At 54.6% G+C, this 25,138-nt stretch carries 18 protein-coding genes, 2 tRNA genes and 1 pseudogene; 16 read left to right on the top strand and 5 right to left on the bottom strand.

The annotated features are described in order from the left end of the window. The first annotated feature begins 149 nt into the window (after positions 1 to 149). The gene (gene metG / locus EKL30_RS15955; RefSeq protein WP_126708239.1) at positions 150 to 2,222 is read left to right on the top strand and encodes a methionine--tRNA ligase; all 2,073 of its coding nucleotides are present in this window, start codon (positions 150 to 152) and stop codon (positions 2,220 to 2,222) included. Positions 2,223 to 2,237: 15 nt separating this feature from the next. Next, on the top strand, positions 2,238 to 3,155 hold the full coding sequence (locus EKL30_RS15950) for a cation diffusion facilitator family transporter (RefSeq protein ID WP_126708238.1): 918 nt from the start codon (positions 2,238 to 2,240) through the stop codon (positions 3,153 to 3,155). Here EKL30_RS15950 and EKL30_RS15945 read toward each other — a convergent pair. After that, a tRNA-Gly gene (locus EKL30_RS15945) sits at positions 3,144 to 3,217 on the bottom strand. The two genes, EKL30_RS15950 and EKL30_RS15945, sit on opposite strands and share 12 nt — an antisense overlap. Before the next feature lie 176 nt (positions 3,218 to 3,393). Between EKL30_RS15945 and trmB the strand changes: the two genes are divergently transcribed. From trmB to thiS, 3 genes are all read left to right on the top strand, one after another. Next, complete coding sequence (gene trmB, locus EKL30_RS15940; RefSeq protein WP_370246277.1) at positions 3,394 to 4,173, top strand: tRNA (guanosine(46)-N7)-methyltransferase TrmB; 780 nt, start codon at positions 3,394 to 3,396, stop codon at positions 4,171 to 4,173. Between the two features lie 61 nt (positions 4,174 to 4,234). Next, positions 4,235 to 5,188 carry a prolyl aminopeptidase gene (gene pip / locus EKL30_RS15935; protein ID WP_126708237.1) on the top strand — a complete coding sequence of 318 codons (954 nt, stop codon included), beginning with the start codon at positions 4,235 to 4,237 and terminating at the stop codon, positions 5,186 to 5,188. Positions 5,189 to 5,263: 75 nt separating this feature from the next. Then, positions 5,264 to 5,464 carry a sulfur carrier protein ThiS gene (gene thiS / locus EKL30_RS15930; protein ID WP_126708236.1) on the top strand — a complete coding sequence of 67 codons (201 nt, stop codon included), beginning with the start codon at positions 5,264 to 5,266 and terminating at the stop codon, positions 5,462 to 5,464. 105 nt (positions 5,465 to 5,569) lie between these two features. On the opposite strand, the gene ffh is transcribed toward thiS, so the two are convergent. Further along, complete coding sequence (gene ffh / locus EKL30_RS15925; RefSeq protein WP_126708235.1) at positions 5,570 to 6,985, bottom strand: signal recognition particle protein; 1,416 nt, start codon at positions 6,983 to 6,985, stop codon at positions 5,570 to 5,572. Between the two features lie 101 nt (positions 6,986 to 7,086). Here ffh and EKL30_RS15920 point away from each other — a divergent pair, with 101 nt between their 5' ends. The 3 genes from EKL30_RS15920 to ampD are packed head-to-tail and all read left to right on the top strand — an operon-like array spanning position 7,087 to position 8,769. Further along, the gene (locus EKL30_RS15920) at positions 7,087 to 7,929 is read left to right on the top strand and encodes an inner membrane protein YpjD (protein WP_126708234.1); all 843 of its coding nucleotides are present in this window, start codon (positions 7,087 to 7,089) and stop codon (positions 7,927 to 7,929) included. Between the two features lies 1 nt (position 7,930). Beyond that, positions 7,931 to 8,191: a PP0621 family protein gene (locus EKL30_RS15915; RefSeq protein WP_126708233.1), complete on the top strand. Its 261-nt coding sequence runs from the start codon at positions 7,931 to 7,933 to the stop codon at positions 8,189 to 8,191. Next, a complete protein-coding gene (gene ampD / locus EKL30_RS15910) occupies positions 8,188 to 8,769 on the top strand; it encodes a 1,6-anhydro-N-acetylmuramyl-L-alanine amidase AmpD (RefSeq protein WP_126708232.1) in 582 nt (193 codons plus the stop codon). The genes EKL30_RS15915 and ampD overlap by 4 nt, the downstream gene beginning before the upstream one ends. A gap of 18 nt (positions 8,770 to 8,787) precedes the next feature. Here the strand turns inward: ampD and htpG are convergent, their stop codons facing one another. Further along, positions 8,788 to 10,704 carry a molecular chaperone HtpG gene (gene htpG, locus EKL30_RS15905; RefSeq protein ID WP_126708231.1) on the bottom strand — a complete coding sequence of 639 codons (1,917 nt, stop codon included), beginning with the start codon at positions 10,702 to 10,704 and terminating at the stop codon, positions 8,788 to 8,790. A 270-nt stretch (positions 10,705 to 10,974) separates the two neighbouring features. On the opposite strand from htpG, the gene EKL30_RS15900 reads away from it, so the two are divergent. From EKL30_RS15900 to EKL30_RS15865, 8 genes and pseudogenes are all read left to right on the top strand, one after another. Continuing rightward, positions 10,975 to 11,059 (top strand) — tRNA-Leu (locus tag EKL30_RS15900). A 138-nt stretch (positions 11,060 to 11,197) separates the two neighbouring features. Then, positions 11,198 to 12,264 (top strand): annotated as a pseudogene (locus tag EKL30_RS15895) (site-specific integrase). A gap of 93 nt (positions 12,265 to 12,357) precedes the next feature. Continuing rightward, the gene (locus EKL30_RS15890) at positions 12,358 to 13,803 is read left to right on the top strand and encodes an IS1182 family transposase (protein WP_126708230.1); all 1,446 of its coding nucleotides are present in this window, start codon (positions 12,358 to 12,360) and stop codon (positions 13,801 to 13,803) included. 1,643 nt (positions 13,804 to 15,446) lie between these two features. After that, complete coding sequence (locus tag EKL30_RS15885) at positions 15,447 to 15,608, top strand: peptidase (protein ID WP_233583185.1); 162 nt, start codon at positions 15,447 to 15,449, stop codon at positions 15,606 to 15,608. Between the two features lie 70 nt (positions 15,609 to 15,678). Beyond that, a complete protein-coding gene (locus EKL30_RS15880; protein WP_233583183.1) occupies positions 15,679 to 16,380 on the top strand; it encodes an N-6 DNA methylase in 702 nt (233 codons plus the stop codon). Further along, positions 16,377 to 18,056 carry an Eco57I restriction-modification methylase domain-containing protein gene (locus EKL30_RS15875; RefSeq protein ID WP_233583181.1) on the top strand — a complete coding sequence of 560 codons (1,680 nt, stop codon included), beginning with the start codon at positions 16,377 to 16,379 and terminating at the stop codon, positions 18,054 to 18,056. Before EKL30_RS15880 ends, EKL30_RS15875 begins: the two co-directional genes overlap by 4 nt. Continuing rightward, positions 18,049 to 20,592: a DEAD/DEAH box helicase family protein gene (locus EKL30_RS15870; RefSeq protein ID WP_126708229.1), complete on the top strand. Its 2,544-nt coding sequence runs from the start codon at positions 18,049 to 18,051 to the stop codon at positions 20,590 to 20,592. The genes EKL30_RS15875 and EKL30_RS15870 overlap by 8 nt, the downstream gene beginning before the upstream one ends. A gap of 81 nt (positions 20,593 to 20,673) precedes the next feature. After that, the gene (locus EKL30_RS15865; protein ID WP_126708228.1) at positions 20,674 to 21,204 is read left to right on the top strand and encodes a hypothetical protein; all 531 of its coding nucleotides are present in this window, start codon (positions 20,674 to 20,676) and stop codon (positions 21,202 to 21,204) included. Positions 21,205 to 21,482: 278 nt separating this feature from the next. Here EKL30_RS15865 and EKL30_RS15860 read toward each other — a convergent pair whose 3' ends face one another. Both EKL30_RS15860 and EKL30_RS15855 read right to left on the bottom strand, forming a co-directional pair. Further along, the gene (locus tag EKL30_RS15860) at positions 21,483 to 22,502 is read right to left on the bottom strand and encodes a DUF262 domain-containing protein (RefSeq protein ID WP_126708227.1); all 1,020 of its coding nucleotides are present in this window, start codon (positions 22,500 to 22,502) and stop codon (positions 21,483 to 21,485) included. 2,416 nt (positions 22,503 to 24,918) lie between these two features. Continuing rightward, positions 24,919 to 25,138 (bottom strand): ankyrin repeat domain-containing protein (locus EKL30_RS15855; protein WP_199748590.1); only part of this gene is annotated, 220 nt, incomplete at its 5' end.

The raw sequence follows: 25,138 nt of genomic DNA, 5'->3' as shown, positions 1-25,138 counted from the left end.
ACGTAACCGACTGAACTTCCGTACAGCCCGATGGCCCGCGTTTATGCGCCGGCGATTCGGGCTGCTATGCTTGGAGATATCCCCCCTCTCCAGCAACTTGCCTCGGAAAGCCCTAAAATCCCCTCTTCTTTCTTTTTATTTGCTTAGACATGTCGCGCACGCTATTCGTAACTACTGCCTTGCCCTACGCCAATGGTTCTTTCCATATCGGCCACATCATGGAATACATTCAGGCTGATATCTGGGTGAGGTCGATGCGAATGTCGGGGCATACTGTGCACTTTGTGGGCGCCGATGACGCGCATGGCGCGCCCATCATGCTTAAAGCGGAAAGCGAAGGCATCACGCCTCAGGCGCTGGTGGCCCGGTATGCGGCCGAACGTCCGCAATACCTGAACGGCTTTCATATTGAGTTCGATCATTGGCACTCCACCGACTCGGCCGAGAACGTGGAATTGTCGCAGGACATTTATCGGCGCCTGAAAGCCGCCGGTTTCATCACGTCGCGAACCATCGAACAGTTCTACGACCCGGTGAAAGGCATGTTCCTGCCTGATCGCTATATCAAGGGCGAATGCCCGACTTGCCATGCCAAAGAGCAATACGGCGATTCGTGCGAAGTGTGCGGCGCGGTATACGCGGCGACCGACCTGATCGAGCCCTTTTCCACGTTGACCAAAGCGCGGCCCATACTGAAGTCGTCGGAACACTTTTTCTTCAAGCTGTCCGATCCGCGCTGCGTCGAGTTTCTTCAGGCCTGGACCACAGGAAGCAATGCCAGCGGTAACAAGCGCCTGCAATCTGAAGTTCTTGCCAAAACCCGCGAGTGGCTGGGTACCGGCACCGCCGACAGCGAAGCGAATCTGGCCGATTGGGATATTTCCCGCGATGAACCCTATTTTGGCATTCCGATTCCCGATGAACCGGGCAAGTTCTTTTATGTCTGGCTTGATGCGCCGGTGGGATACCTGGCCTCGCTAAAGGCGTATTGCAACAAACAGAACATCGACTTCGACGCCCTGCTGGATCCGGAAAGCGATACAGAGCAGGTGCACTTCATCGGCAAAGACATTGTCTATTTCCACGCCTTGTTCTGGCCAGCCATGCTGAAGTTCTCGGGGCGTAAAACACCCGACGGTCTGCACGTGCACGGATTCATTACGGTCAGCGGCGAGAAAATGTCGAAAAGCCGCGGCACGGGCATTTCGCCACTGCGCTACCTGGAACTGGGCATGAATGCCGAGTGGATGCGTTACTACATCGCCGCCAAGCTGAATTCGCATGTCGAAGATGTGGACTTCAATCCCGACGATTTCATCGCCCGCGTCAACAGCGACCTGATCGGCAAGTACGTGAACATCGCCAGCCGTGCGGCAAACTTCCTCAGCAAGCACTTCGAAGGCAAACTTGCCTATTTGGGCGACGAGCAGACCCTGCAGGCGGAACTGAAGCACGTCACGGAACAGGTACGGGCGGATTTCGAAATTCGTGAATATGGCCGCGCCATACGCCACATCATGGCCCATGCCGACCATATCAACCAGGCTTTCGATGCGGCACAGCCCTGGATCATGGCCAAAGGCATCAGCACCGCCGATGCCGCGCAAAAGGCGGCACTACAAGACGTCTGTTCGCGCGCACTGGCAGGCTTTAATGCCCTTTCCGTCATGCTGACCCCCGTCTTGCCGGTATTGGCCGACAAGGTTGCCCGCGAGCTTTTCGGCGCGAATGCCAGCTATCGCTGGAGCGACGCTGCGCAACTGCCCCGGCAAATCTCGCCCTTCAAGCACTTGATGCAGCGCGTCGAGCCCAAGATGCTCGACGACCTGTTTGAACCGCCAGCGGCTCCGGCCGTTACCCCGGGCGGCGAAGCGATTGCCGACGCCATCGATATCAAGGACTTCGGGAAGATCGACCTGCGCATTGCGAAGATCATCAACTGCGAAGAGGTCGACGGCTCCGACAAACTGCTGCGACTGACTCTGGACGTGGGCGAAGGTCGCCACCGCCAGGTGTTCTCGGGTATAAAGGCTGCATACGCCCCTGCCGATCTGGTCGGCAAACTGACGGTTCTGGTGGCCAATCTGGCACCACGCAAAATGCGTTTCGGTATCTCTGAAGGCATGGTGCTCGCCGCCAGCCATAGCGACGACAAGGTCGATTCTGGCCTTTACATACTGGAACCCTGGCCTGGCGCGCAGCCAGGCATGCGCATCAATTAGGGGAAAGGCCGCTACATGAGCATTCATTTCGATCCAGCACGCCAGGCGGCAGGCCACCGCAGCACCATGATCAGTGTCATGGTGAACGTTGTGCTGACGATCGTGCAGTTGCTGGTCGGAATGTTTGCGCATTCGGCGGCGCTGGTCGCTGACGCCATTCACTCGCTTTCCGACCTCATCTCGGACGGCGTCGTGCTGGTCGCCAATAAGCATAGCCAGAAGGCGCCCGACGCCGATCATCCGTACGGGCATCGCCGCTTCGAAACGGCGGCGGCGCTGATTATCGGCGCCTTGCTGCTGTCGGTTGGCATAGGCATGCTTTGGAACAGTTTCACCAAGCTGCAAAATCCCAGCGCCATTCCGCAGGTGCATGTTGTGGCCCTGGGCGTGGCCTTGCTGGCGCTGATGGCAAAGGAACTGCTGTTCCGTTATTTGCTTGGCGTGGCCAAGAATGTCAGGTCGTCCATGCTGGCTGCGAACGCCTGGCATGCTCGGTCAGATGCCGCATCGTCGCTCGTTGTAGCCATAGGTATTTTGGCTAACATCAGCGGCTTTCCCTTGGCGGATCCGCTCGCAGCGCTTATCGTTGGACTAATGATCATCCGGATGGGCTGGAAATTCTTCTTTTCGTCGTTCAACGATCTTATGGATCAAGCGGTCGACGAAGACACCGAAGGGCGCATCCGTGGTCACCTTCTTTCAACGCCCGGCGTGCACGGCATACATGGCATGAAAACGCGCAAGCTGGGGGACATGATCTGGGTGGAGGTGGATTTGGAAATGGACGGTACGCTAACTATTGCGCAGGGGCACGCCATTGCAACCGAGGCGCGCAAACGGGTCATGCAACATGAACCCGTGCTGGACGTAATGACCCATTTTGATCCGGTGACCACAGTCCCCGGGGAATTCAGTAAAAGCTGGAGCGGGTGAAGGGAATCGAACCCTCGTCTTATGCTTGGGAAGCATCTTCTCTACCATTGAGATACACCCGCCAATTCCGGTCTATGGCGGCAACTACAGCCGTTTACTGCTCCATTTTCGGGACAACCCGAAAACGCGAGCGACGAATTATAACGCTAGCCGGGCAGCTCTGCCGCCAACAAAATACTCTTTCGTCGCCGGTAGCTGATGGCACCCGCGGCAAAATACTACAATTCGAGTTATTAATATGACTTCTCTACCTATCGCTAATTTGATGACCGAAGCCCACGCCGACCTGCAGACAGAAACCACAACCGAAGTACCCTCCGACCTTGTCACCACCTCGACAGCGCCTTCGGGCACCAGTCATATTCGCAGTTTTGTGCACAGGCGTGCGCATATCACCCCCGGGCAAAAAGAAGCCCTGGACCGCCTGTTGCCGCAGTGGTCCCTTCCCTACCGCCGTGCCACCCTGGACTTTGCCAAGGTGTTCGCAAGGGCAGCGCCAACCGTTTTGGAAATTGGCTTTGGCATGGGCGAAACCACGCAAAAGATTGCGGCGGCCCGCCCCGAAGACAACTTTCTGGGCGTTGAAGTCTTCAATGCAGGCGTAGGCGCCCTGCTGAAACGCATCGAGGAATCAGGTCAGACCAATATTCGCATCATTCAACACGATGCCGTCGAAGTCGCCCGCGACATGATCGCGCCCGATTCCTTGGCTGGCGTGCATATTTACTTTCCCGACCCGTGGCCGAAGAAACGTCACCACAAGCGCCGTCTGATCCAGCCAGCGTTTATATCGCTGCTGGCAAGCCGTATCGCGCCGGGCGGCTATATACACTGCGCCACCGACTGGGAAAATTATGCCGAACAAATGCTGGCGGTATTAAGCGACGAGCCCCGGCTGGTCAACACCGCCCCGGGCGGATATGCAATGCGACCTGAATTTCGTCCACAAACCAAATTCGAGACACGCGGCTTGCGACTCGGTCATGGCGTCTGGGATTTAATCTTCACTCGTAAGTAACGGTGTAAGGGATGGCGGCCGTTTCGCCGCCGCCCGCGCATCACAATAAAGGGATGTTGACGTGTACCCCGAGATCCAACCCTATTCCCAAGGCTTTTTAAATACTAAAGACGGTCATCAGGTGTACTGGGAGCTTTGCGGCAATCCCGACGGGAAGCCGGCAATCTTCCTGCACGGCGGTCCCGGCGGAGGCTGCTCGCCCGCACACCGGCGGCTGTTCAATCCGCAACGCTATAACGTTTTGCTGTTCGATCAGCGCGGCTGCGGCCGGTCTGTGCCCCATGCCAGCCTGGAAAACAACACCACCTGGGATTTGGTCGCCGATATTGAACGGCTGCGCACCGAAGTGCTCAAGACAGAAAAGGTGTTGGTGTTTGGCGGATCGTGGGGATCAACGCTGGGCCTGGCCTATGCGCAGACTCATCCGCATCGGGTCAGCGAGCTTATCGTGCGCGGCATTTTCACCGTCAGGCACGAAGAACTGCAGTGGTTTTATCAGGAAGGCGCCTCGTGGTTGTTCCCCGATCATTGGGAAAACTACTTAGCGCCAATTCCGGAAAATGAACGCCATGACTTGATCACCGCCTACCGGAAACGTCTGACCGGCGACGACCGCAAGGCAAAGGTCGAAGCCGCGCAGGCCTGGACGCAGTGGGAAAGCCATACCATTACCCTGCTGCCGAATGCGGCGCACCTGGCCGAGCATGCGGACGACGAGTCAGCGCTGGCCTTCGCCCGGATCGAGAACCACTATTTCGTTCACAAGGGGTTTATGGAAGAAGGCCAGCTGCTGCGTAACGCGCATTTGCTGCACTCCATACCGGGTGTCATCATTCAAGGCCGCTACGACGCCTGCACACCCGTCAAAACCGCCTGGGAACTGCACAAGGCCTGGCCGCAAGCCGAATTCCATCTGGTCAACGACGCCGGCCATGCTTTCGACGAACCGGGCATACTGGCTAAACTGATTGCTGCAACCGACAAGTTCAGTGTGCCCTGCGGCCTGCCCGCCTAAACGAAACCGCCCAATGCCGCTGTCGTGGCAGGCGTTGGGTTGCTTTACCTATTTAGATTTATTTGGACTCAAGAAATGAACATCACCCTCAATGGCAAGCCTCAGCAGCTTGATCAGGTCAATACCATTGCCGAGCTGATCGCGTTTCTGGGCTACCAGGGCAAACGCATTGCCGTGGAAGCCAATGGCGACATCGTCCCTAAAAGCCAGCATGGCAACACCGCCGTGGCCGACGGGGACCAGATCGAGATCGTCGTCGCCGTAGGCGGCGGCTAATTCCATTTCCGGATCAACCGTGCCCTGTGTGGGCTTCGCTTGCCTTACGACAGTAAGGTATGCGCGTTGCCTTGGCGTCTGATCTGGAAGCCGAATAAGGCCTGACTAGCGCAAGCCGCCGAAGCCGCCTTTGGTCAAGCCCTTGATGCCGCCCATGGCGCGCATCATTTTGGCCATGCCGCCCTTCTTCATCTGTTTCATCATGCCCTGCATTTGATCGTATTGCGAGAGCATACGATTGACTTCCTGAACCGGCACGCCAGCGCCTGCCGCAATGCGGCGCTTGCGCGAGGCTTTCAGTAGCTCGGGCTTGGCGCGTTCCTGCGGTGTCATGGAATTCAAAATACCTTCAGTACGGCGCAATTGCTTTTCGGCCTGACCGCCCTGCAGTTGCCCCGCCGCCTGGGCGAATTGGGCCGGCAATTTTTCAAGCAGTGAGCTCATGTCGCCCATTTTCTTGACCTGCTGCAATTGGTCGCGGAAATCGTTAAGGTCGAAGCGGTTTCCCGACTTGATCTTGGCCGCCAGCTTTTCAGCATCGGCCATGTCAATATTCTTTTGCGCCTGCTCGACCAGCGAGACGATATCGCCCATGCCCAGCACGCGTTGCGCCATGCGTTCCGGGTAAAAGGGCTCAAGACCATCCAGCTTTTCAGACAAACCCACGAACTTCAAGGGCTTGCCGGTAACGTGGCGTACCGACAGGGCCGCGCCGCCGCGCGCATCGCCATCCATTTTGGTCAGCACAACGCCAGTCAGCGGCAAGGCATCGGCAAAGGCCTTGGCCACATTGACCGCATCTTGCCCTTGCATGGCGTCGACCACGAACAGGGTCTCGATGGGCTTCAGGAGGTCGTGCAGCGCCCGAATTTCGCGCATCATGGCATCGTCTATGCCCAGGCGGCCGGCCGTGTCGACGATCAGCACGTCGTAATGGTGGCGCTTGGCGTAATCGATGGCGCCGAAGGCAATGTCTTCCGGCTTTTGGGTATTGTCGGACGGCAGGAAATCGACCTTGACCTGCGCGGCCACCGTTTTCAGCTGCTCGATAGCGGCCGGGCGATACACGTCGGCACTGACCACCAGCACTTTTTTCTTGCCGGTTTTGCGACCGTTCTGGACGTGGCCGCCTTCGCTTAGCCATTTGGCCAGCTTGCCGGTGGTGGTCGTTTTACCGGCCCCCTGCAAACCTGCCATAAGGATGACCGCCGGAGGCTGGGTGGCCAGCGACAATTCGCCGGCGTCGCTGCCCAGGTCGCCCCCCATCAGGGCCGTGAGTTCCTTATGGACAATACCGACCAGCGCCTGGCCCGGGTTCAAACTGCCCGCGACGTCTTGCCCCAAGGCCTTTTCTTTGACCCGCGTGATGAAATCGCGCACCACAGGAAGCGCCACGTCGGCTTCCAGAAGGGCCATGCGCACTTCACGCAACATGTCTTGCGTGTTGGCCTCGGTCAGGCGGGCCTCGCCTCGCATGGTTTTAACAACGCGGGAAAGACGTTGGGTCAGATTGTCGAGCATAACGATGGTTTCGCTTAAACTAGTTGATCTTGCTGTATACGGTCTAAAATGGTCCGCTTAGGGCTTGCCCGGTACTGTAATAACCAGAACATTAAGGGACTATGTCTGCAGGCATTGTATTTCACTTGCTGGCCACACTGGCATACGCTGTGTTGGCCATTTCGCTTTGGCGGCCGCTAAGCAAGGGCGGAGCCCAGGTTTCTACCGGCAAAGTACGCCGGGTTTGCCTGGCCGGAGCCATCGTACTGCACGGAGCGGCCCTGGCCCAAGCCATACTGCCACAGCATAGCCTGCACTTGAATTGGGCGCTTGCCCTATCGGCGGCCATCTGGATGGGCATGGTCATATTCTGGCTGGAAAGCCTGGTCATGCGTATCGACGGCTTGCTGCTCATTTTACTCCCCGCCGCAACCGTGGCGTCGGTGTTGGCGGCGCTGTCGCCTAACGGGCACGTTGTGGCGCACGCGGGCAGCGAGTGGCTGCGCATCCATTTGATTATCGCATTGATGGCGTATGCCCTGATCACGGTCGCCGCCCTGCAAGCGATGCTAATGACTGCCCTTGACCGCCAGTTACACCGGCCCATCGAGCAAGAATCCAATCGCAGCGTTTTAGGGCGGGCATTAGACACCCTGCCGCCCCTGCTGCTGCAGGAAGTGCTGCTGTTTCGACTGATCTTGATCGGCTTTGCGATATTGACGCTTACCGTGATTACTGGCGCCGTCGTATCGATGCGGCTGACCGATCAGCTGCTGCCCATGGACCATAAAACCGTCTTCACGTTGTTGTCTTGGGTTACCTTCGGAATTTTGCTGCTAGGCCGGCACCTACGGGGCTGGCGCGGCCGCATCGCCCTGCGCTGGACGCTGGCTGGTTTCGCTTTCTTGTTGCTGTCTTATACCGGCAGCCGTTTTGTGCTCGACGTTATTTTGCAACGAGGCTAATGTGGGAAAAGTATTATTCTGGATCGTCATCATTATCGGCGCCCTGCTGTTAATTCGCATCGTCGCCAGTTATAACGCAAGAGAGCAAAGCGACAGCCGGCCCAAGCAAGCCAAGAAGCGCGGCGCCCCGCCGGTGGAACACGCCGAAGCCATGGTCAGGTGCGAACACTGCGGCATTCACATGCCGCGATCAGAAGCGGTGCTTAGCGACGGCCATATCTGGTGCAGCACTGAACACGCCAAGCTGGGCGTACGGCAATGAACCGGCTCGTGCTCGACAGGCACGGCTGGTTGCAAGACAACGCGGGTGTTCAACGCCTGCCATCGCCCAACCACGACGCCCGCCCCAATGGCGACGACGCCTTCCTGCTGATCATGCATAACATCAGCCTGCCGCCCGGCGTCTTTGGCGGCACGGAGGTCATCGACCTGTTTTTGAATCGGCTGGACTACGCCTCTCACCCCTGGCTGCCGAGACTGCGCGGCCTGAAAGTGTCCGCCCATTTCCTGGTGCGCAGGGATGGCGAAATCGTGCAGTTTGTGTCCACCCACAAGCGCGCCTGGCACGCCGGCGTATCGTCGTTTGGCGGTCGCGAACGCTGCAACGATTTCTCGATAGGCATAGAAATGGAAGGCACGGACACCACGCCTTATGCTGCAGAACAATACCGCGCGCTAAACCGGCTGCTGCCGGCCCTGCGCAGGCGGCACCCCTTGAGGGCGGTCAGGGGCCACGAGCATATCGCCCCGGGCCGCAAGACGGACCCAGGCCCCGCATTCGACTGGAACCGCTTTGGACGCGAGAACGGCTGGCTGCGGCGGCAGTTGCCGCCGGTATAACGCCAGCCCTAAACGCCTTTACGCTGCAGGACTGAGCAGCAGACGGTTCATGCGTTTCACGAACGCAGCGGGGTCAGCCAAGTTGCCGCCTTCGGCCAACATGGCCTGATCCAACAGCAAGGACGCCCATTCACCAAAGTCAGCGTCGCCTGCATTCTGCATGCGGGCGATCAGCGCGTGTTCCGGATTGATCTCCAGAACCGGCTTGACGTCAGGCGCAGGTTGACCGGCCGCCTGCAGCATGCGCATCAGGTGCGGGCTAAGTTCGTTTTCGTCGACCACCACGCAAGCGGGTGAATCCACCAAGCGACCCGTTACGCGAACCTCCTTGACCTTGTCGGCCAAGGCCGTCTTCAGGCGTTCGACCAGCGGCTTGAAGGTTTCGGCCACTTCAGCCTGATGTTTCTTTTCTTCTTCGTCGGCCAACTGATCAAGATCGAGGCCGCCCTTGGCGATAGAAGTGAGGTGCTTGCCGTCGAAATCGCGCAGGTACGACAACATCCATTCATCGACACGGTCGGACAATATCAGGACTTCCAGGCCCTTTTTGCGGAAGATTTCCAGATGCGGGCTGTTGCTGGCGGCCCCGTAGGACTCGCCGCTGACGTAATAGATCTTGTCCTGACCTTCTTTCATGCGCGACACGTAATCGGCAAACGACACCGTTTGCGCAGCACTATCGCCATGGGTGGAGGCAAAGCGCAGCAGCTTGGCAATGCGTTCCTTGTTGGCCGCGTCTTCGCCCGCGCCTTCTTTCAGCACCTGGCCAAACTGCGTCCAGAACTCGGCATACTGCTCGGGTTGGTTTTCAGCCAAGTCTTCCAGCATGGACAAGATGCGTTTGGACGACCCTTCGCGAATCACCCGCACGTCGCGGCTTTCCTGCAAGATTTCGCGCGACACGTTCAACGGCAGGTCGGACGTATCGATGACCCCGCGCACGAAGCGTAGGTAATTTGGCAGCAACTGTTCAGCGTCGTCCATGATGAACACGCGCTTCACATACAGCTTGACCCCACGACGACCGTCGCGATCCCACAGATCCATCGGCGCATGTTTGGGGATAAACAACAGCTGCGTATATTCGCTGCGCCCTTCCACCCGGTTATGCGTCCACGCTAGGGGATCGTCGTAATCGTGGGCAATATGCTTGTAGAACTCTTTGTACTGCTCGTCGGTGATGTCAGACTTGGAACGTGTCCATAGCGCGCTGGCCTGGTTCACGGTTTCCCATTCGTTCTTCTTGACCTGTTCCGCTTTTTCGCTGTCCCATTCCTCTTTTTGCATCTGGATAGGCAGGGAAATATGGTCGGAATAATGGCGCAGTATTTCGCGCAGCTTCCAGCCATTCAGGTATTCGTCTTCATCGTCGCGCAGATACAGGGTGACCGAAGTACCGCGATCGGCCTTTTCAACCGGCGCAACCCTGAAGTCGCCCTCGCCTTCGGATTCCCACATTACCGCTTCCGTCGCGTCGACACCGGCACGACGGCTTAACACCTGCACCTTCTTGGCCACGATGAAGGCGGAATAAAAGCCCACGCCGAACTGACCAATAAGCTGAGCGTCTTTTTGATTGTCGCCGGTAAGGTGCGAGAAAAATTCCTTGGTGCCCGAACGAGCGATGGTACCCAAATGCGACACCGCGTCCTCGCGGGACATGCCGATACCGTTATCGGAGATAGTGATGGTGCGCTGATCCTTATCGTATTCGACCCGGATACGCAGCTCGCCATCGCCTTCGAGCATTTCGGGGTGGTCGATTGCTTCAAAACGTAATTTATCGCAGGCGTCCGACGCGTTCGATACCAGTTCGCGCAGGAAAATATCTTTATTGCTATACATCGAGTGAATCATCAAATGCAGCAACTGCTTCACTTCGGCTTGAAAGCCCAAGGTTTCTGACGAGGAGACGGGCGTATCAGTTTGACTCATTGTTGGACCACGCAAAAAAGTTGATTATTCAATAAAAACAAATAGCTGGACCAGGCCCGGCACGGGCGATCACAGCTTATTTGACCAGCACTATCGGCGTTTTCCTGTCCCGAACAACAGCGAATTCACCAAGAAATACCGCCATGCCCGAGGGGCCGACACAAGGCTGGACGTTCAAATACTGTGGGGGCAATGCGAAATTTTTCAAGTGTGCGTATAATTACGCCTTTCTGCCACGCTCTGTGTCTTACAGAGCGATCTGCTTGAACTGCCCGGGTGGTGAAATTGGTAGACGCAGGGGACTCAAAATCCCCCGCCGCGAGGCGTGCCGGTTCGATTCCGGCCCCGGGCACCATCATCTAAAATCCTTAGTGTTTAGAAAACACTAGCGCGATTCACAGCTTCTACCCCAAGACTGGGGGATTTCCAACGATTGATAGTTAGGTACCGTTTCGGTGCAGTGGTGCGGCGTTGAGCATCGTTCGGAGCCTTTATGGCCGCTATCGTCAAGACACCTTCGGTGCCTGGAAGGTATTAATCCGCAAAACTGGCTGGCCTGCTACCGCTAAAACGTTCCGTACTAAAAGAGATGCCGAAGATTGGGCGCGCCGTACTGAAGATGAAATGGTACGCGGAATGTATATCCAGCGAGCTCCTGCCGAAGGAATGACCGTTAAGACGGCGCTAAAGCGTTACTTGCGCGAAGTGACCCCTACCAAACGCCAATCTACACAAATCGGTGAGCATAAGAAAGCCCAGGCGCTGATCAAGCATTTGGGTAAATATTCGTTGGCGGCGCTTAGTGCTGACATTGTTGCCCAGTACCGGGATGCTCGTCTGGCTGGCGATGAAGACGAGAATGGCAAGCGCGTTCCGCGTAGGAATAACACGGTACGCCTAGAGCCAGCCTTGCTCGGCCATTTGTTTACCGTAGCCATCAAGGAATGGGGTATTGGGCTGCCGTTCAATCCCGTATCTAGTATTCGCCGCCCGGCTCCGGGTGCTGGACGTAATCGGCGCCTGACGCCCGCCGAGAATAGACGGCTACTGGCTGCTGTGGATGCCTATTCGAATCCAATGTTTAGCTGGATTGTGAGGATTGCGCTAGAAACGGGGATGCGGTTGTCTGAGATTGCCGGGGTGCGGGTTGGCCAGGTCGATATGCAAAAACGTGTGGTACGGCTGGAAAACACCAAGAATTCGTCGCCACGTACCATGCCGCTAACCAAGGCTGCGACAAACACGTTTCAGGCGGCGCTTGATAATCCGTTACGTCCACCGGAAACCGACCTGGTGTTCTTTGGTGAACCTGGCAAGGATGGTATGCGAAGGCCTTATCTATTTGATAAAGCCTGGAATGACGCAAAGAAAACGGCTGGCGTGGTGGATTTTCGGTTTCATGATTTGCGACATCAGGCCGTTAGTCGGCTAGTGGAGGCTGCGCTGTCGGATCAGGAAGTTGCAGCGATCAGCGGACATAAGTCTATGCAGATGCTGAAGCGGTATACGCATTTAAGGGCTGAGGATTTGGTGGGGAAGCTAGATAGGCTGCATACATAAAAACGCCTGCTATCGACCGAGGCTGTGTGAAAACCCTTCGCTGCTCGCCTGATCCCAATTAAAATGAGCCAACCCGTTTAAGCGAGGTGGCCGATGAAGCGATTTATCGAAGGCGAGGACCGAAGTCAGTTTACGTTGCTGCCCGAGTGCCTGGACGATTTCATTGGCGAGGACAACCCGGTGCGCGTTGTCGATATCTTCGTCGATGAGATTGATCTACAGTCGCTTGGCTTCAGTGGTGTCGATCCTGCGGCGACGGGGCGCCCCGCCTATCACCCCGCTGTACTGCTAAAGCTCTACATCTACGGGTACCTTAACCGTATCCAGTCCAGCCGTCGGCTTGAGCGAGAAGCACAACGCAATGTCGAGCTGATGTGGCTCACGGGCCGATTGGCGCCAGACTTCAAAACCATTGCTGACTTCCGTCGCAACAACGGCCCTGGCATCCGCAATGTCTGCAAGCGCTTCGTCGCCATGTGTCGCCAGTTAAGGATCTTCTCACAAGCCATTGTTGCCATCGACGGTAGCAAGTTCAAGGCGGTCAACAGCCGCGACCGCAACGTCACACCAAATAAGATCGACAGGCGCCAGGAACAAATCGAGCAGAGTATCCAGCGCTATCTTGATGCTCTGGAGACCGCCGACAGAACCCAGCCGGTGGAGGCCGAGGCCAAGACCGATCGGCCGCAAGAGAAGATTGGGACGCTGCGCGAGCAAATGCGGCAACTCAACGGGATCAAGGAGCAGTTAAAAACCGTCCCCGACGGGCAAATATCGCTGACGGATCCCGACGCACGCTCAATGATCTCCCAGGCCAAGGGATCGGGCTTGGTGGGCTACAACGTACAGACGGCCGTCGATGCAGAGCATCATCTGATCGTTGCTCATGAGGTCACGAATATAGGGAATGATCGGACGCAACTGAGTAAGATGGCTCGTGTGGCCGGTGAAGCTATCGGACACCAGAGTCTGCAAGCGTTCGCCGACCGTGGCTACTTCAACGGCTTGGAGATTAAGGCCTGCGAGGACGCTGGCATTGCCGTGTTCGTACCCAAACCCATGACGTCCAACGCCAAAGCCGAAGGACGTTTCGACAAGACCGACTTCATTTACATCGCGCAGGACGATGAGTACCAGTGCCCTGCCGGAGAGCGGGCGATCCACAGGTTCACTACGGTGGAGAAGGGCCTGGGTCTGCATATCTACTGGCCAAGTGCTTGTCCTCAATGCCCCATCAAACAACAGTGCACGACCAGCAGCTATCGACGTATCCGCCGCTGGGAACATGAAGAGGTGCTGGAGCAAGTTCAGCAACGCCTGGATCGCAAGCCAGATGCCATGACGCTTCGACGGCGCACGGTCGAGCATGTGTTCGGGACGCTCAAGCATTGGATGGGTTCAACGCACTTCCTGACGCGCACGCTCGAACATGTGAGTACCGAGATGAGCTTGCATGTGCTCGCCTACAACCTGAAGCGGTTGATTAGCATGTTGGGCATCGCTGGAACGATGAAAGCGATCAGGTTGGCAGGGGCTTGAGCCCTTTTATGCGTTGTTGAAGCTAGCGAAAAGGGGCCAAACCCTCGTTTACAAGGCTGCTCAACACATAAGTAAGTTGGATCGCGGCGTATGATCAACGGCGTGCTCACTGCCGAACGGTGCACATGCTCAGAATTCCAATACGTTTCCACACAGCCTCGACCCCAAGCGGACTTTCACATTGCCTGCATCCCGACTTTGACGAATCCTACATCGGGATGCGGGGAGGCGCTACATGTCTGCGAGGAGCACCGACGATTAGGCCCGCGGCGAGTCTTCTCGGGTCACCTGCCGTTGGTAGCGTGGTACTCCAAATTTCCCACAATCCCGGCATCCGGATTTCCCGTAAGATAAGACCAGAGTTCTTTGTACTGCTCGTGCGTGAACTCACGCTCCTCAATCAACTTCGGAGCTGCAATAAGTGTAATTGAGTTCGCCGCCATCAAAAGGGGAAACTGGTTCGGTGCCTGTATAGATGTACCCACGCATTAGCAAAGAAATTCATCATCTTCCCAGAGTGAGTATTGGAGAGATGTTGTTGATATGAGTTTTCAACGCTGGGCTGTCGACGCAAAGTTCCTGTGTCGTTAATGAAAACGACATAGCCAAACTTTCCAAAGCAAATTGCCATGCCCCCAGGGGCAATTAGATGAGCAAAATTGAAGTCGGGACTTCCTCGTCAAAATCGAAGCGGAATACTGAGCCGAAGGAATCAGGATGCGTACGAAATTCTCCGTGAATACTATGAACGAAATGCCGGTCTAGTTCAAGTGGATCGTTTCGACTCAGTACCTGGCCGATCGTGTATTCTGGGTGGCGCCGATCCCACGCACGAAAGTCGTCTTTTCGTGTGAGTCCATAGTGGATCTTCGCAGCCCATTTCCACAACTCTTGATCAGTGGCTTTGCCAGTTTGAACTTTGGATTCAAGTTGTGAGAGCACTTCGTTGTTGCAACGCTTGCAGCAATGGATCTTCAATTGCCGGTGGGGCATGGTCGAATCATTAGGCAACTTGATACGCTCGTTCCACAGGTTATATCGCTTTGAAGCCACTTTGGAATAATGTGTTCGTCGCTATCCGCCGGGTCACTACAAACAAAGCAAGTACTCATACTTCCGTTCCTTTATTGAGCAACCCTTAGCATGGCACTTACTATGAAATACCTCAAGGCATCACCGATGAAATCTAGACTGTATTGCCCGACGATCATGACGTCGCAATCTGATTGGACGAGATAGCGATGGCTTTCGCGTCAGAAGAAATCATCTTCAGCGACATCACCACGTTGCAGCGGCCATGACAGTCCCTCAATCTCCGCTTCAATTGCTCTTTTAAGCTTGTCCGTGTCGTTGCCTCAGGTCGCATGGCCATCGGGGCATTCTTGGGGAAACTTTGCCCAGAAGGCGCCGGAACTCGCCACCGCCTCAACCAAGACCGCGGTACCGGCGCACTCCACCGGACTCATCGTCTGCTCGGTACGGACCCTCGGTCCGAACTCCCGACCGATGAAATAGTTGCTCATGTTCTCGGTCTCTCAACGAAGCTTGAAACCCGTCATCACGATTCTGCTGCCGAACGAAGACTGACTTCCCATCCCGCCGGTTTCCGGCGGGGGTTTGTAACCCCTAATAAGGAGAGCATCATGCATCCAATCAATCCTGCAACAGGCTTGCCAATGACCGGCGACGACTACGGTGGCGTCGATATTGGTGGCAGCCCCTACGGCACCAACTGGAATTCACCACATCCGTGGTCGTCCTCAGCCGGTGACTTCCAAGGACCACTCGGCTGGAGTGATTTCTAGCAAATATTAGGAACCTACGGCGAGATCCTGGTGCGGGTTACCTACTATCCGCACCTCGCCGCTACAATGTGTGACAAAACCAGCACCCTTTCGCCATAAAGATATGAACCTAGTCAAATCCAAACAACGCGTCGCCGACCACGGGGAGGTTTTTACTCCAGCCTGGATGGTTGAGGCGATGCTTAACTTAGTGAAGGACGAGACGGAGCGTATCGACTCGCGTTTTCTGGAGCCAGCCTGCGGCAGCGGCTACTTTCTCATGCAGGTGCTACGCCGCAAACTCACCGCTGTCGAACTGAAGTTTGGCAAGTCCGACTTCGAGAAACGCCACTATTCACTGCTAGGACTAATGTGCATCTACGGCATTGAGCTATTGCCGGACAATATCGTCGAATGCCGTAAGAACATGCTGGATATTCTGGCCGAATACCTGAAGCTGGGTGAGTCGAGCGACCTGTATCGCGCCGCCACTTACGTACTGACAGAAAATCTTGTCCATGGCGATGCCCTGACCATGCGCGCCAGCGACGGCCAGCCCATCACCTTTGCCGAATGGGGCTATCTAGGCAAAGGTAAATTCCAGCGCCGCGACTTCCGCTTCGACGTTCTCACGGGCTCGTCAGCTTTCAGCACGGAAGGCTCTCTCTTTGCCCACTTGGGCAAACATGAAATCTTCACCCCGACCAAGACCTACCCACCAACGACGGTAGTGGAGTTGGCCGCCGAATCTATGCAAAAGGATGTGGCACAACTACCGAAGGATGCCGAGTGAACCAGAATACTAGCCAGCCCAAAGCCTCCATCGCCTTCCGCAGCCGCAACCCTGACGTACTGACCTGTATCGCCAATCTGTCAAACGATGAGGTATTCACCCCCCCCGAGCTGGCCAACCGCATGTTGGACATGCTGGCCGATGCCTGGGCCGCAGACCACAGTGGTGCCAGCCCGTGGGCGGACAAAACTTTGCGGTTCCTGGACCCGTTCACCAAATCAGGCGTCTTTCTCCGCGAAATCACCAGTCGGCTCACCAAAGGCTTAGCGCCGCAGATACCCGACCTACAAGAGCGTGTAGACCATATCCTCAGCCGACAGGTGTTTGGCATTGGCATCACACGCCTGACCAGTTTGCTGGCGCGGCGCAGCGTGTATTGCTCCAAGTACGCCAATGGCGCGCATTCCATTGCCAAGGGCTTTGCCAGCGATGCGGGCAACATTTGGTTTGATCGTACCGAGCACAGCTGGAGCAATGATAAATGCACTTTTTGCGGAGCAAGTCAAGCTGCGCTAGACCGCGGCGAATCGCTAGAAACTCACGCTTACGCATTTATTCACACAGATAATATCAAGACTCGTATGACCGAGTTGTTTGGAGGCGATATGCAGTTCGACGTCATCATTGGCAACCCACCGTATCAGCTAACCGACGGTGGTTATGGCACCAGCAGCGCACCCATATACCAGTTGTTCGTGGAGCAGGCCAAGGCGTTGGAGCCACGCTACCTGTCGATGGTTATTCCTGCGCGCTGGTTCTCTGGTGGCAAGGGATTGGATGAATTTAGAGAGGCTATGCTCGCCGACAATCGCCTGCGCTCTATTGACGACTATCTCAGCGCGGCAGATGTGTTTCCTGGCGTGGGCCTCAAGGGGGGCGTGTGCTATTTCCTCTGGAGTCGTGACCATCCGGGTTTGTGCGACGTGAGTACCCATTTCAAGGATTGGCCAGTTTCAACCGCCACCCGTCCACTTACGGAAAACGGGGCAGACATTTTTATCCGCTTCAATGAAGGTCTATCTATTCTGAAAAAAGTGATGGCCATCGAGCGTGAGCAAGCAGGCCAGCAAGAGAATGCACTGAGATTGCCGGAAGGCAAGCGATTTGACCAACTTGTTAGCTCTCTAAGGCCGTTCGGGCTACGTACCTTTTTCCGCGGCAATGTTGACAAACGTGATGGTGACGTAGTTGTTTATCAGAACGGAGGTGCGGCATATATCGCTAAAGACTCGATAACCACTGGCACCGAACTCATCGATAAATGGAAGATTTATGTAGGCCGCGCCGCACCGGGCACCGGCAATCGCGACACTTATCCGCACCGCATTCTCAGTACACCCTTCATTGGCGAACCGGGCAGCATCTGCTCCGAAACCTATCTCTGCATCTGTCCGTTCAACAGTCAAGTCGAAGCCGAAAACGCCTTGTCTTATTTGACCTGTTGTTTTACCCGCCTGCTGATCCTTTTGCACAAGCCGTCCCAGGACACCACGCGCAAGGTTTACACATTCGTGCCTACGCAAGACTGGACAAGGCGATGGACGGACGAAGACCTATACGCCAAGTATGGAATTTCCGCAAGTGAGATCGAATTTATCGAAAAGATGGTTCGACCGATGGAGCTGACAAGGGACCTGTTAGGCGATGTCACCATCGGCGAAAGTGACGATGAATAAACCCATCATTGAGGAAATCCTCACTCCCAAACCCGACGCCCGCCCGCGCATCTATGCTTACGCAATTGACGATCCCGCGCACCAAGGCCTGCTCAAAGTGGGCCAGACCACTCGCAACGTGAAGCAGCGCGTGGCCGAGCAGCTCAAGACAGCAGCCATCCAGAACTTCACGATCGAGCTGGACGAGCCCGCCGAGCGCGACGACGGTTCCATCTTCACCGACCACGAGGTGCGTTCAGCTCTGGTAAAAAAAGGATTTGAGAACACCACGCTGGAATGGGTGCGCTGCACCCTCGCCGATGTGACCACCGTGTTGACCGAATTACGCACAGGGCAGCGTTTCAACGGCACACACCACGAGACCTTTAGCCTGCGCGACGAACAGCTGGAGGCGGTCAACAAAACACTAGACTACTACCAATCAATCTGGGCCGAAGATGCCAACGCTGCCCCGCGCTTTCTGTGGAATGCCAAGATGCGCTTTGGCAAAACCTTTACCACCTACCAGTTGGCAAAAAAGCTCCAGACCAAGCGCGTGCTGGTGCTGACCTTCAAACCGGCAGTGGAAGATGCCTGGCAGACCGACCTGGAAAACCATATCGACTTTAACGGTTGGCAGTACCTGTCGCACAGCGCAGGCAGCGACCCAACGCAGATAGATCACAGCCGACCAATGGTGTATTTCGCCTCATTTCAGGATCTACTGGGGCGCGAAAGAGAAACAGGCAACATCAAGCCCAAAAACGAGTGGCTTCACGCTTTGAATTGGGATTTGGTGGTGTTTGACGAATACCACTTTGGTGCCTGGCGCGACACGGCCAAGGAGTTGTTTGAGGGTGAAGACGACGCCGTCGCCAAAAAAGAGGCCAAGCTGGAGTATGCGGGCGAGTTGGAAGCCATCAACGAAGACCTGAACGTGCTCTCGGACACGGAAGCCGAGTTTTTGCCCATCACCACCCGGGCGTATTTGTACCTGTCAGGTACGCCTTTCAAGGCACTGGCCACGGGCGAGTTCATTGAGGAGCAAATCTTTAACTGGACTTATACCGACGAACAGCGCGCCAAGGAGGCTTTTGCCGCCAATCAACCAGGTCAACGCAACCCCTATGCCGCTTTGCCGCAGATGCGGCTGCTGACCTACCAAATGCCTGATGAGTTACTTGCGATTGCCAGCGGCGGGGAGTTTGACGAGTTTGATCTGAATGCTTTTTTTGAGGCAACCGGCACAGGGGCCGAACCAGAGTTCAAGCACAAGAGCGACGTGCAGAAGTGGCTAGACATCATTCGCGGTGCGTATGCGGCCCAGTCGGCGGAGTTGCTCAAAACAGGCACGCGACCACCATTTCCGTATTCAGATGTGCGCTTGCTGCCTTATTTACAGCATTCGCTCTGGTTCTTACCCAATGTGGCGGCTTGCCATGCCATGGCGAATTTGCTGAACGAGCGGCACAACACCTTTTGGCTCGGCTACCAGGTCATTGTGGCCGCTGGTGCTGCGGCAGGCATTGGTTTGGAGGCGCTGCCGCCGGTGCGCAGGGCCATTGGCAGCGGGTTCGATACCAAAACCATCACGCTGTCGTGCGGAAAGCTGACTACGGGCGTGACAGTGGCGCAGTGGTCATCCATCCTGATGCTGCGCAATCTGAAGTCGCCCGAGACTTACTTTCAGGCGGCGTTTCGGGTGCAGTCGCCGTGGTCTATCAAAAACCCCAACGGTGACAATCCGAACGAGGAGGAAATTCTGAAGCCGGTGTGCTTTGTGTTTGACTTTGCGCCCACGCGGGCCTTGCGGCAGCTATCTGAATACGGGATTGGCCTGTCACCCAACGAGTCCAACCCCGAAAACGCGGTGCGGGATTTGGTGGCCTTTTTACCGGTGCTGGCTTTTGACGGCGCCAACATGACGCAAATCGACGCGGGCGGAATTCTGGACATTGCGATGGCGGGCACATCGGCCACGCTGCTGGCCCGCAAGTGGGAAAGTGCCCTGCTGGTGAATGTGGACAACGGCACGCTGCGCCGCATCCTCGATAACTCCGACGCGATGGCGGCATTGGAGCGCATTGAGGGCTGGCGCTCGCTGGGCGACAACATCATTGAAACCATCATCAACAAAAGCGAAAAGGTCAAGGGCCTGAAAACCAAGGCCAAGGATGGCGAATTGTCGAGGCGTGAGAAAATAGAGCTTTCGGAAGAGGAAAAGGAGTACAAATCCAAGCGAAAGCTGGTGCAGGAAAAGCTAATCAAGTTCGCCACGCGTATCCCTGCGTTCATGTACCTGACCGACTTCCGAGAGAACACACTACGGGATGTCATAACCAAGCTGGAGCCAGAGCTTTTCCTCACCGTTACCGGCCTAACCGTGCAGGACTTCCATCTTTTGGTTAGCCTCAAGGTGTTCAACACTGAGCAAATGAACCAAGCGGTATTTGCGTTCCGACGTTACGAGAATGCAGGGCTTGTTTATACAGGTATCGAATCGCATCCGGATCTTGTTACCTACGGCCTATATGACACGGTGGTGGCTAAAGAATAGTCCGTCTTTGGATCAAAAAAGCCCGGGCAGGCGAGACGACAGGATGTAATAAACATCGATCGCTCTAGGAGGCGGCGTTACATGAGACAAAGTGACTTAGTGGCCCACACCGACGCTTTATTTCGAGCAATTGGCGTAACCGTGGTTCGGTTCCAGCAAATCGAACAATGGCTCGCAGAAGAACTAGCTCTACTGCTTCGTATGCGGGAGAAGGAGGATCAGTATCTCGTTTCAGCCGCGATGAGCTTTAAGCAAAAAGTGGACTTGTTCGTAGATCTCTTCCCCAAGCGGGGAGCCCAACCCCCGAAGCTATCAGAGGTCAATGTGCGTGTTGTGCGCAATGCCCTTGAAAAGGCGGAGGAATTCCGGAATCGAGTTGTTCACTCGTTCTATGCTGTCGAGTGCGGGGAGGTAACACGCTGGGTTCGGATGAAAGGCTCATTAAAGGGTCGAGCGGGCTTTTCTTTGAATTCGGCCGAGACGAATATCGAGATCTTCGAGAAGTGCAATGCTGCGCTACAAGTCATCCGAGAATGGCGCTTCAAAGAAACACAAGAGATCCAAGCGGCTGCCGACGAAATCGCCAAGCATATGCGTGACGGGACCATATGATTGCCGAGTGCATATTACCGTTCATCTATTCCGCATAACGCTTGGACTGCCCCCGATGATATCGGTCAAATACCCACTGCCACGGATTAATTGTATTAACTCAGACTTGATCTGACATGTACTGTCAGATGCGTTAGGATTGAGCTTGCAGCCGCTTCTTGCGGCCAGAAGCTTCCGTTGGTGACTGGCTCCTTTATGAATACTCAAAACAAAAAGCCAAAAAGCCGACGACTCCCCAAGAGCAAAGAATCTCAATATACGGCGACCCGTCATGTCTATCAGAAATTTTCAATTTGGCGGACGATCGCTAGCAAAATTCGTTCTCGCTCCGCTCTGTGCGACTTATCAGATGTTGATCTCGTGGAAACACTTGAATAGGCTTCGATGTCGGGAATATTATCGTCAAAGTTATTTGATTTAGCCCGGAGAACAAGATCTGAAATCTGCTCTTCAATCTTCACACTCTGAGAAAACTGATTGCGTGCTGTAGCCCGAAAATATTCAACACACACACCAAACAAGGAGTAAAAATTCCCTTTTGATTTAAAGATAGCCCGATTATCAGGAGATATTATCGACCTTACAAGATTAATGCATACATTAAACTCATCTTCATAGTCTCCTTCCATCGGAAATTCTTCATCAAATTCATAATAAAGGCTTTCCAATAAATCTTTTTTGTTGCTAATACCAGCAATTTGACGAGTAAGTAATTCACTGACATATTCAATATCGAGCATCCGCCTAACATCTCGAGGCGTAAAGAGACCGAAGGCCTGAAAGAACGGGTTGTCCGCCAGGCGCTCAGCTAAGTCTTTGAATCTGCCAACGAAGCGAGCGTTTCTCAGTTCTTGATCGTTCAGCGCGATGTTGTTTGTATTGAGCTTTGTAAACAGACTGCGTATTTCTTCATCGTTAGTTTTCCGAAGAAATCGCACAACTATTTTATAATCCCAAAATGTTAGTTTAACTTCATCGCTTAAATCTCGAAAATACTCTCCGTCCCAAAAATCACTCACCGGAAGGGGAAATTCATTATCTAGAAATTTCAGGATGGAGGTAATCCGTTGTTGCCCGTCAACTACGGCATAATTTTGTTTTCCGCTGTTAGTGTCGGTTTCGACATGCACATAGATCTCGGGGAATGGGAGCCGATTCAACATGGTCTCAAGTAGCTGCGACCGCTCCTTTTCTAGCCAAACCGCTCGGCGCTGAAATTTGGGGCTAATCTCGAGTGTTCCATCATTTTTTCGTTCATTGAACCAAGAGACCGTTTGAAAACTTACGTCGTATTCCATGATTCATTACCTTTGTTGTGCATGTAGAAAGCCCCGGACGTAATAGTCCAAAGTCTCTTCGATATTCTTGAAATACATCAAATTTACAACTCGGAACCCTACGTCTGCGTTCGAGTATTTGTTCGTATTAATCATATATTTATATCTTGTACCCGATTGTTTATCGGGAATCCATTTCGGAGACACGAACCCAGCGTAGACGTTCTCGCCACTTCTTTTGAGTTGGCTTCTTTTCTCATGAGAAAGGGAATAAAATTTTGTCCGGTGGTAAATTCGCAACTCGGCCCAGGTCTGTTCGAAGCTTGTGCGGCATACAACAGCGATGTCAATGTCTGATTTAATATGGTATTCACTGAAATTATTCTTTGGGTTTAAGCTAAATTTCCAATTGCCGGAGCCCATAATCGCTATACAGTCGGCCAAAGGATAGTCTCCTCTCACTTGATCTAAATAAGAGCTGTACGTAGCCTCTTCAGGAATTGCATGGACAAAATTGCGATGCAATGACTCTTCAGCCAACTCCAATGGGTTGGCTGATTTAACGAGTACCAAAAAATCGTCCAATGTCATGCTTAAAAATTTCGAAGGAAAAGACTACCCATTCAAAGACTTATCAGTAGTTATGGACCAGCGCCAACGTTGGGAAAAATTGCTGTATCGATAGTAACATTCCCTATCAATGTGTTTGTAAGTTCCCAAAGGCCAGTATTGGCCGAACGCGGTTCCTTCACAGCAGTCTCTAGTCAGGACCAAATCTGACAGGTACCGGGGCCGAAGATCCCGAACCTTCTGTAGGTTTTGCAGTATCCGCAGTACTACGTCTGGCCCGGAGTGCCACCGTTACCGTGAGTTCGTCGCCTTGCCGCGCTGGATTAAGGAAGGACGAACGGAAAGGGGCGGGAACGAAAGCCGCAGCCCGCAGGACAACGAAGAGAACCCGGGGGGACCCCGGGTGAGTACCAGGCGAAGTTCATGGGTGGACAGTCGTAGTAATACGGCACGTTGTTTTCGAACATGTCTTTGTAGACCAACCCATCACCGCGCCCGGACTGCATCCGGTTCCGGCCTTGCTCCAGTCCGCCGGCCCACGGTTTAGCGCCATGGGAAGGCAAACGCCTCTGGTAAGTACTGAAATCAGAAGATTGTTAAGCGAAGCGTGTCGGAGGGGTTGTAGGTTTAGAGGATAGTTAGCCTAAACAATTGATATTAGGGCGTTAACTCTTACGCCGTCGAACCCTTAATAATCAACATGAGGGCTTAAGCCTTTTCGACGACATGAGTCGCCATGTACCTTCGAATTCATCTCAAAGTTAATTTAGAACGACTCTAGAGAACGCGGGGCCGCGGGAGGCTAGGTCGCAATAACGAATTTAAACTGACTTTAAACCATCGATGCTCAGGCTTGTAGATTCGAAGACTACTTGAAAGCGACTTTAAAACGCATCACTTGCTTACAGCCAAGCGTTATCGAGACCGGTATATTAAAGGTAATTCAATAGCTGTGCCCAACGCATACCCGGCGTTCCGGCCAGAATGTTCGGTATTCGTAGATATAGTGATCTGGCCTTTCGCATGCCTAAAAGGATGGACTTTCGTTTAAAAAACACTAAAAACGGAGTACGAAATGAAAACACGTCCAGTATGGCTTCCGGTTTCACTATGTATTCTCAGTGGGTTATTTCTCGGGGGATGCGGCTCCCGAGCGACGCCCGTCACCAGTCCACCAATGACGCAGGGTACAGCCCCGGCAGAGCCCGTCACGGGGCAACCAATCGAAGTTCAGGGCTTAGGCACTCCGACGCTTTTCACGGGTCCAATCGCACTTCAAGGGACAGACGCTGCCGAACCCTCATCAAAACCTCCCAGCATTTTTCAGCTTAGCGTTGGCGAACGTGATATTGGGACAACGCAGCTTTTCCAGCCGCGCCAATACTGTGGCGCTGATCCGGTAGCTTATGCAAAAAGCGTCTGCGGGAATAGAAACGGCTATCTGCACCATATCGGAACTCAATCGGGCCATAAATGTGGCTACAACTACTACGTGGGTCTCTGCATGAATCCTTAGTCCACCTCCAGAATTGATTGACGGAGACGGTTAGCGATTTCCATTGAGCCTGGAACTTTTGCCTCCGGGTTTGGAACTCTGATCTTACCTGTACCGAACTGCACCGACCATGTCATAGTCAGTTTCGATGGTATCGGGCTAGCCGAAGTGCAGCTGTAGGGTCAAATCCTACCGAACTTTTAGCGGCCTCTACACGGTTGGGCGCGCTTCCCCCTCTTCGCTATGATGAACTTATTGCGATGCACATCGTGACAATCTCGCCATCCGACGATTTAATCAGTGGCTCAGTGAAGAAGCTCGACGGACAGTCTATTCATCAGATATGGCACATTACTTCAGATTAGGACTGCTTCAGTGCGAGCCGCCTGTGGCGACCAGCATTTCCTCGATCTCACGATAGCCATGTGACCTTGCATGGCGCAGCGGCGTGATGCCTTCCCGGTCGGCCAGATTCGGATTCGCACCGGCCTTCAGCAAAAGAGCGACGATTTGCTGGTGTTGCGCGCCGCCGTTACCCAAGATAATGGCCTCGAGCAAGGCCGTCCATCCCAGGTTGTTGACGTGATCGACG

This window comes from Candidimonas sp. SYP-B2681, assembly GCF_003971065.1.
Taxonomy (GTDB): domain Bacteria; phylum Pseudomonadota; class Gammaproteobacteria; order Burkholderiales; family Burkholderiaceae_B; genus Pollutimonas.
Note: the sequence above shows the minus strand (reverse complement) of the source record. Positions and strands in the feature narration are given on the sequence as shown.

Coding starts and splice junctions, on each gene's coding strand:
- trmB (WP_370246277.1), top strand. CDS start 3,394: ATGACTTCTCTACCTATCGCTAATTTGATGACCGAAGCCCACGCCGAC.
- htpG (WP_126708231.1), bottom strand. CDS start 10,704: ATGAGTCAAACTGATACGCCCGTCTCCTCGTCAGAAACCTTGGGCTTT.
- metG (WP_126708239.1), top strand. CDS start 150: ATGTCGCGCACGCTATTCGTAACTACTGCCTTGCCCTACGCCAATGGT.
- EKL30_RS15865 (WP_126708228.1), top strand. CDS start 20,674: ATGAGACAAAGTGACTTAGTGGCCCACACCGACGCTTTATTTCGAGCA.
- ampD (WP_126708232.1), top strand. CDS start 8,188: ATGAACCGGCTCGTGCTCGACAGGCACGGCTGGTTGCAAGACAACGCG.
- thiS (WP_126708236.1), top strand. CDS start 5,264: ATGAACATCACCCTCAATGGCAAGCCTCAGCAGCTTGATCAGGTCAAT.
- EKL30_RS15870 (WP_126708229.1), top strand. CDS start 18,049: ATGAATAAACCCATCATTGAGGAAATCCTCACTCCCAAACCCGACGCC.
- EKL30_RS15920 (WP_126708234.1), top strand. CDS start 7,087: ATGTCTGCAGGCATTGTATTTCACTTGCTGGCCACACTGGCATACGCT.
- EKL30_RS15885 (WP_233583185.1), top strand. CDS start 15,447: ATGCATCCAATCAATCCTGCAACAGGCTTGCCAATGACCGGCGACGAC.
- EKL30_RS15950 (WP_126708238.1), top strand. CDS start 2,238: ATGAGCATTCATTTCGATCCAGCACGCCAGGCGGCAGGCCACCGCAGC.
- ffh (WP_126708235.1), bottom strand. CDS start 6,985: ATGCTCGACAATCTGACCCAACGTCTTTCCCGCGTTGTTAAAACCATG.
- EKL30_RS15890 (WP_126708230.1), top strand. CDS start 12,358: ATGAAGCGATTTATCGAAGGCGAGGACCGAAGTCAGTTTACGTTGCTG.
- EKL30_RS15860 (WP_126708227.1), bottom strand. CDS start 22,502: ATGGAATACGACGTAAGTTTTCAAACGGTCTCTTGGTTCAATGAACGA.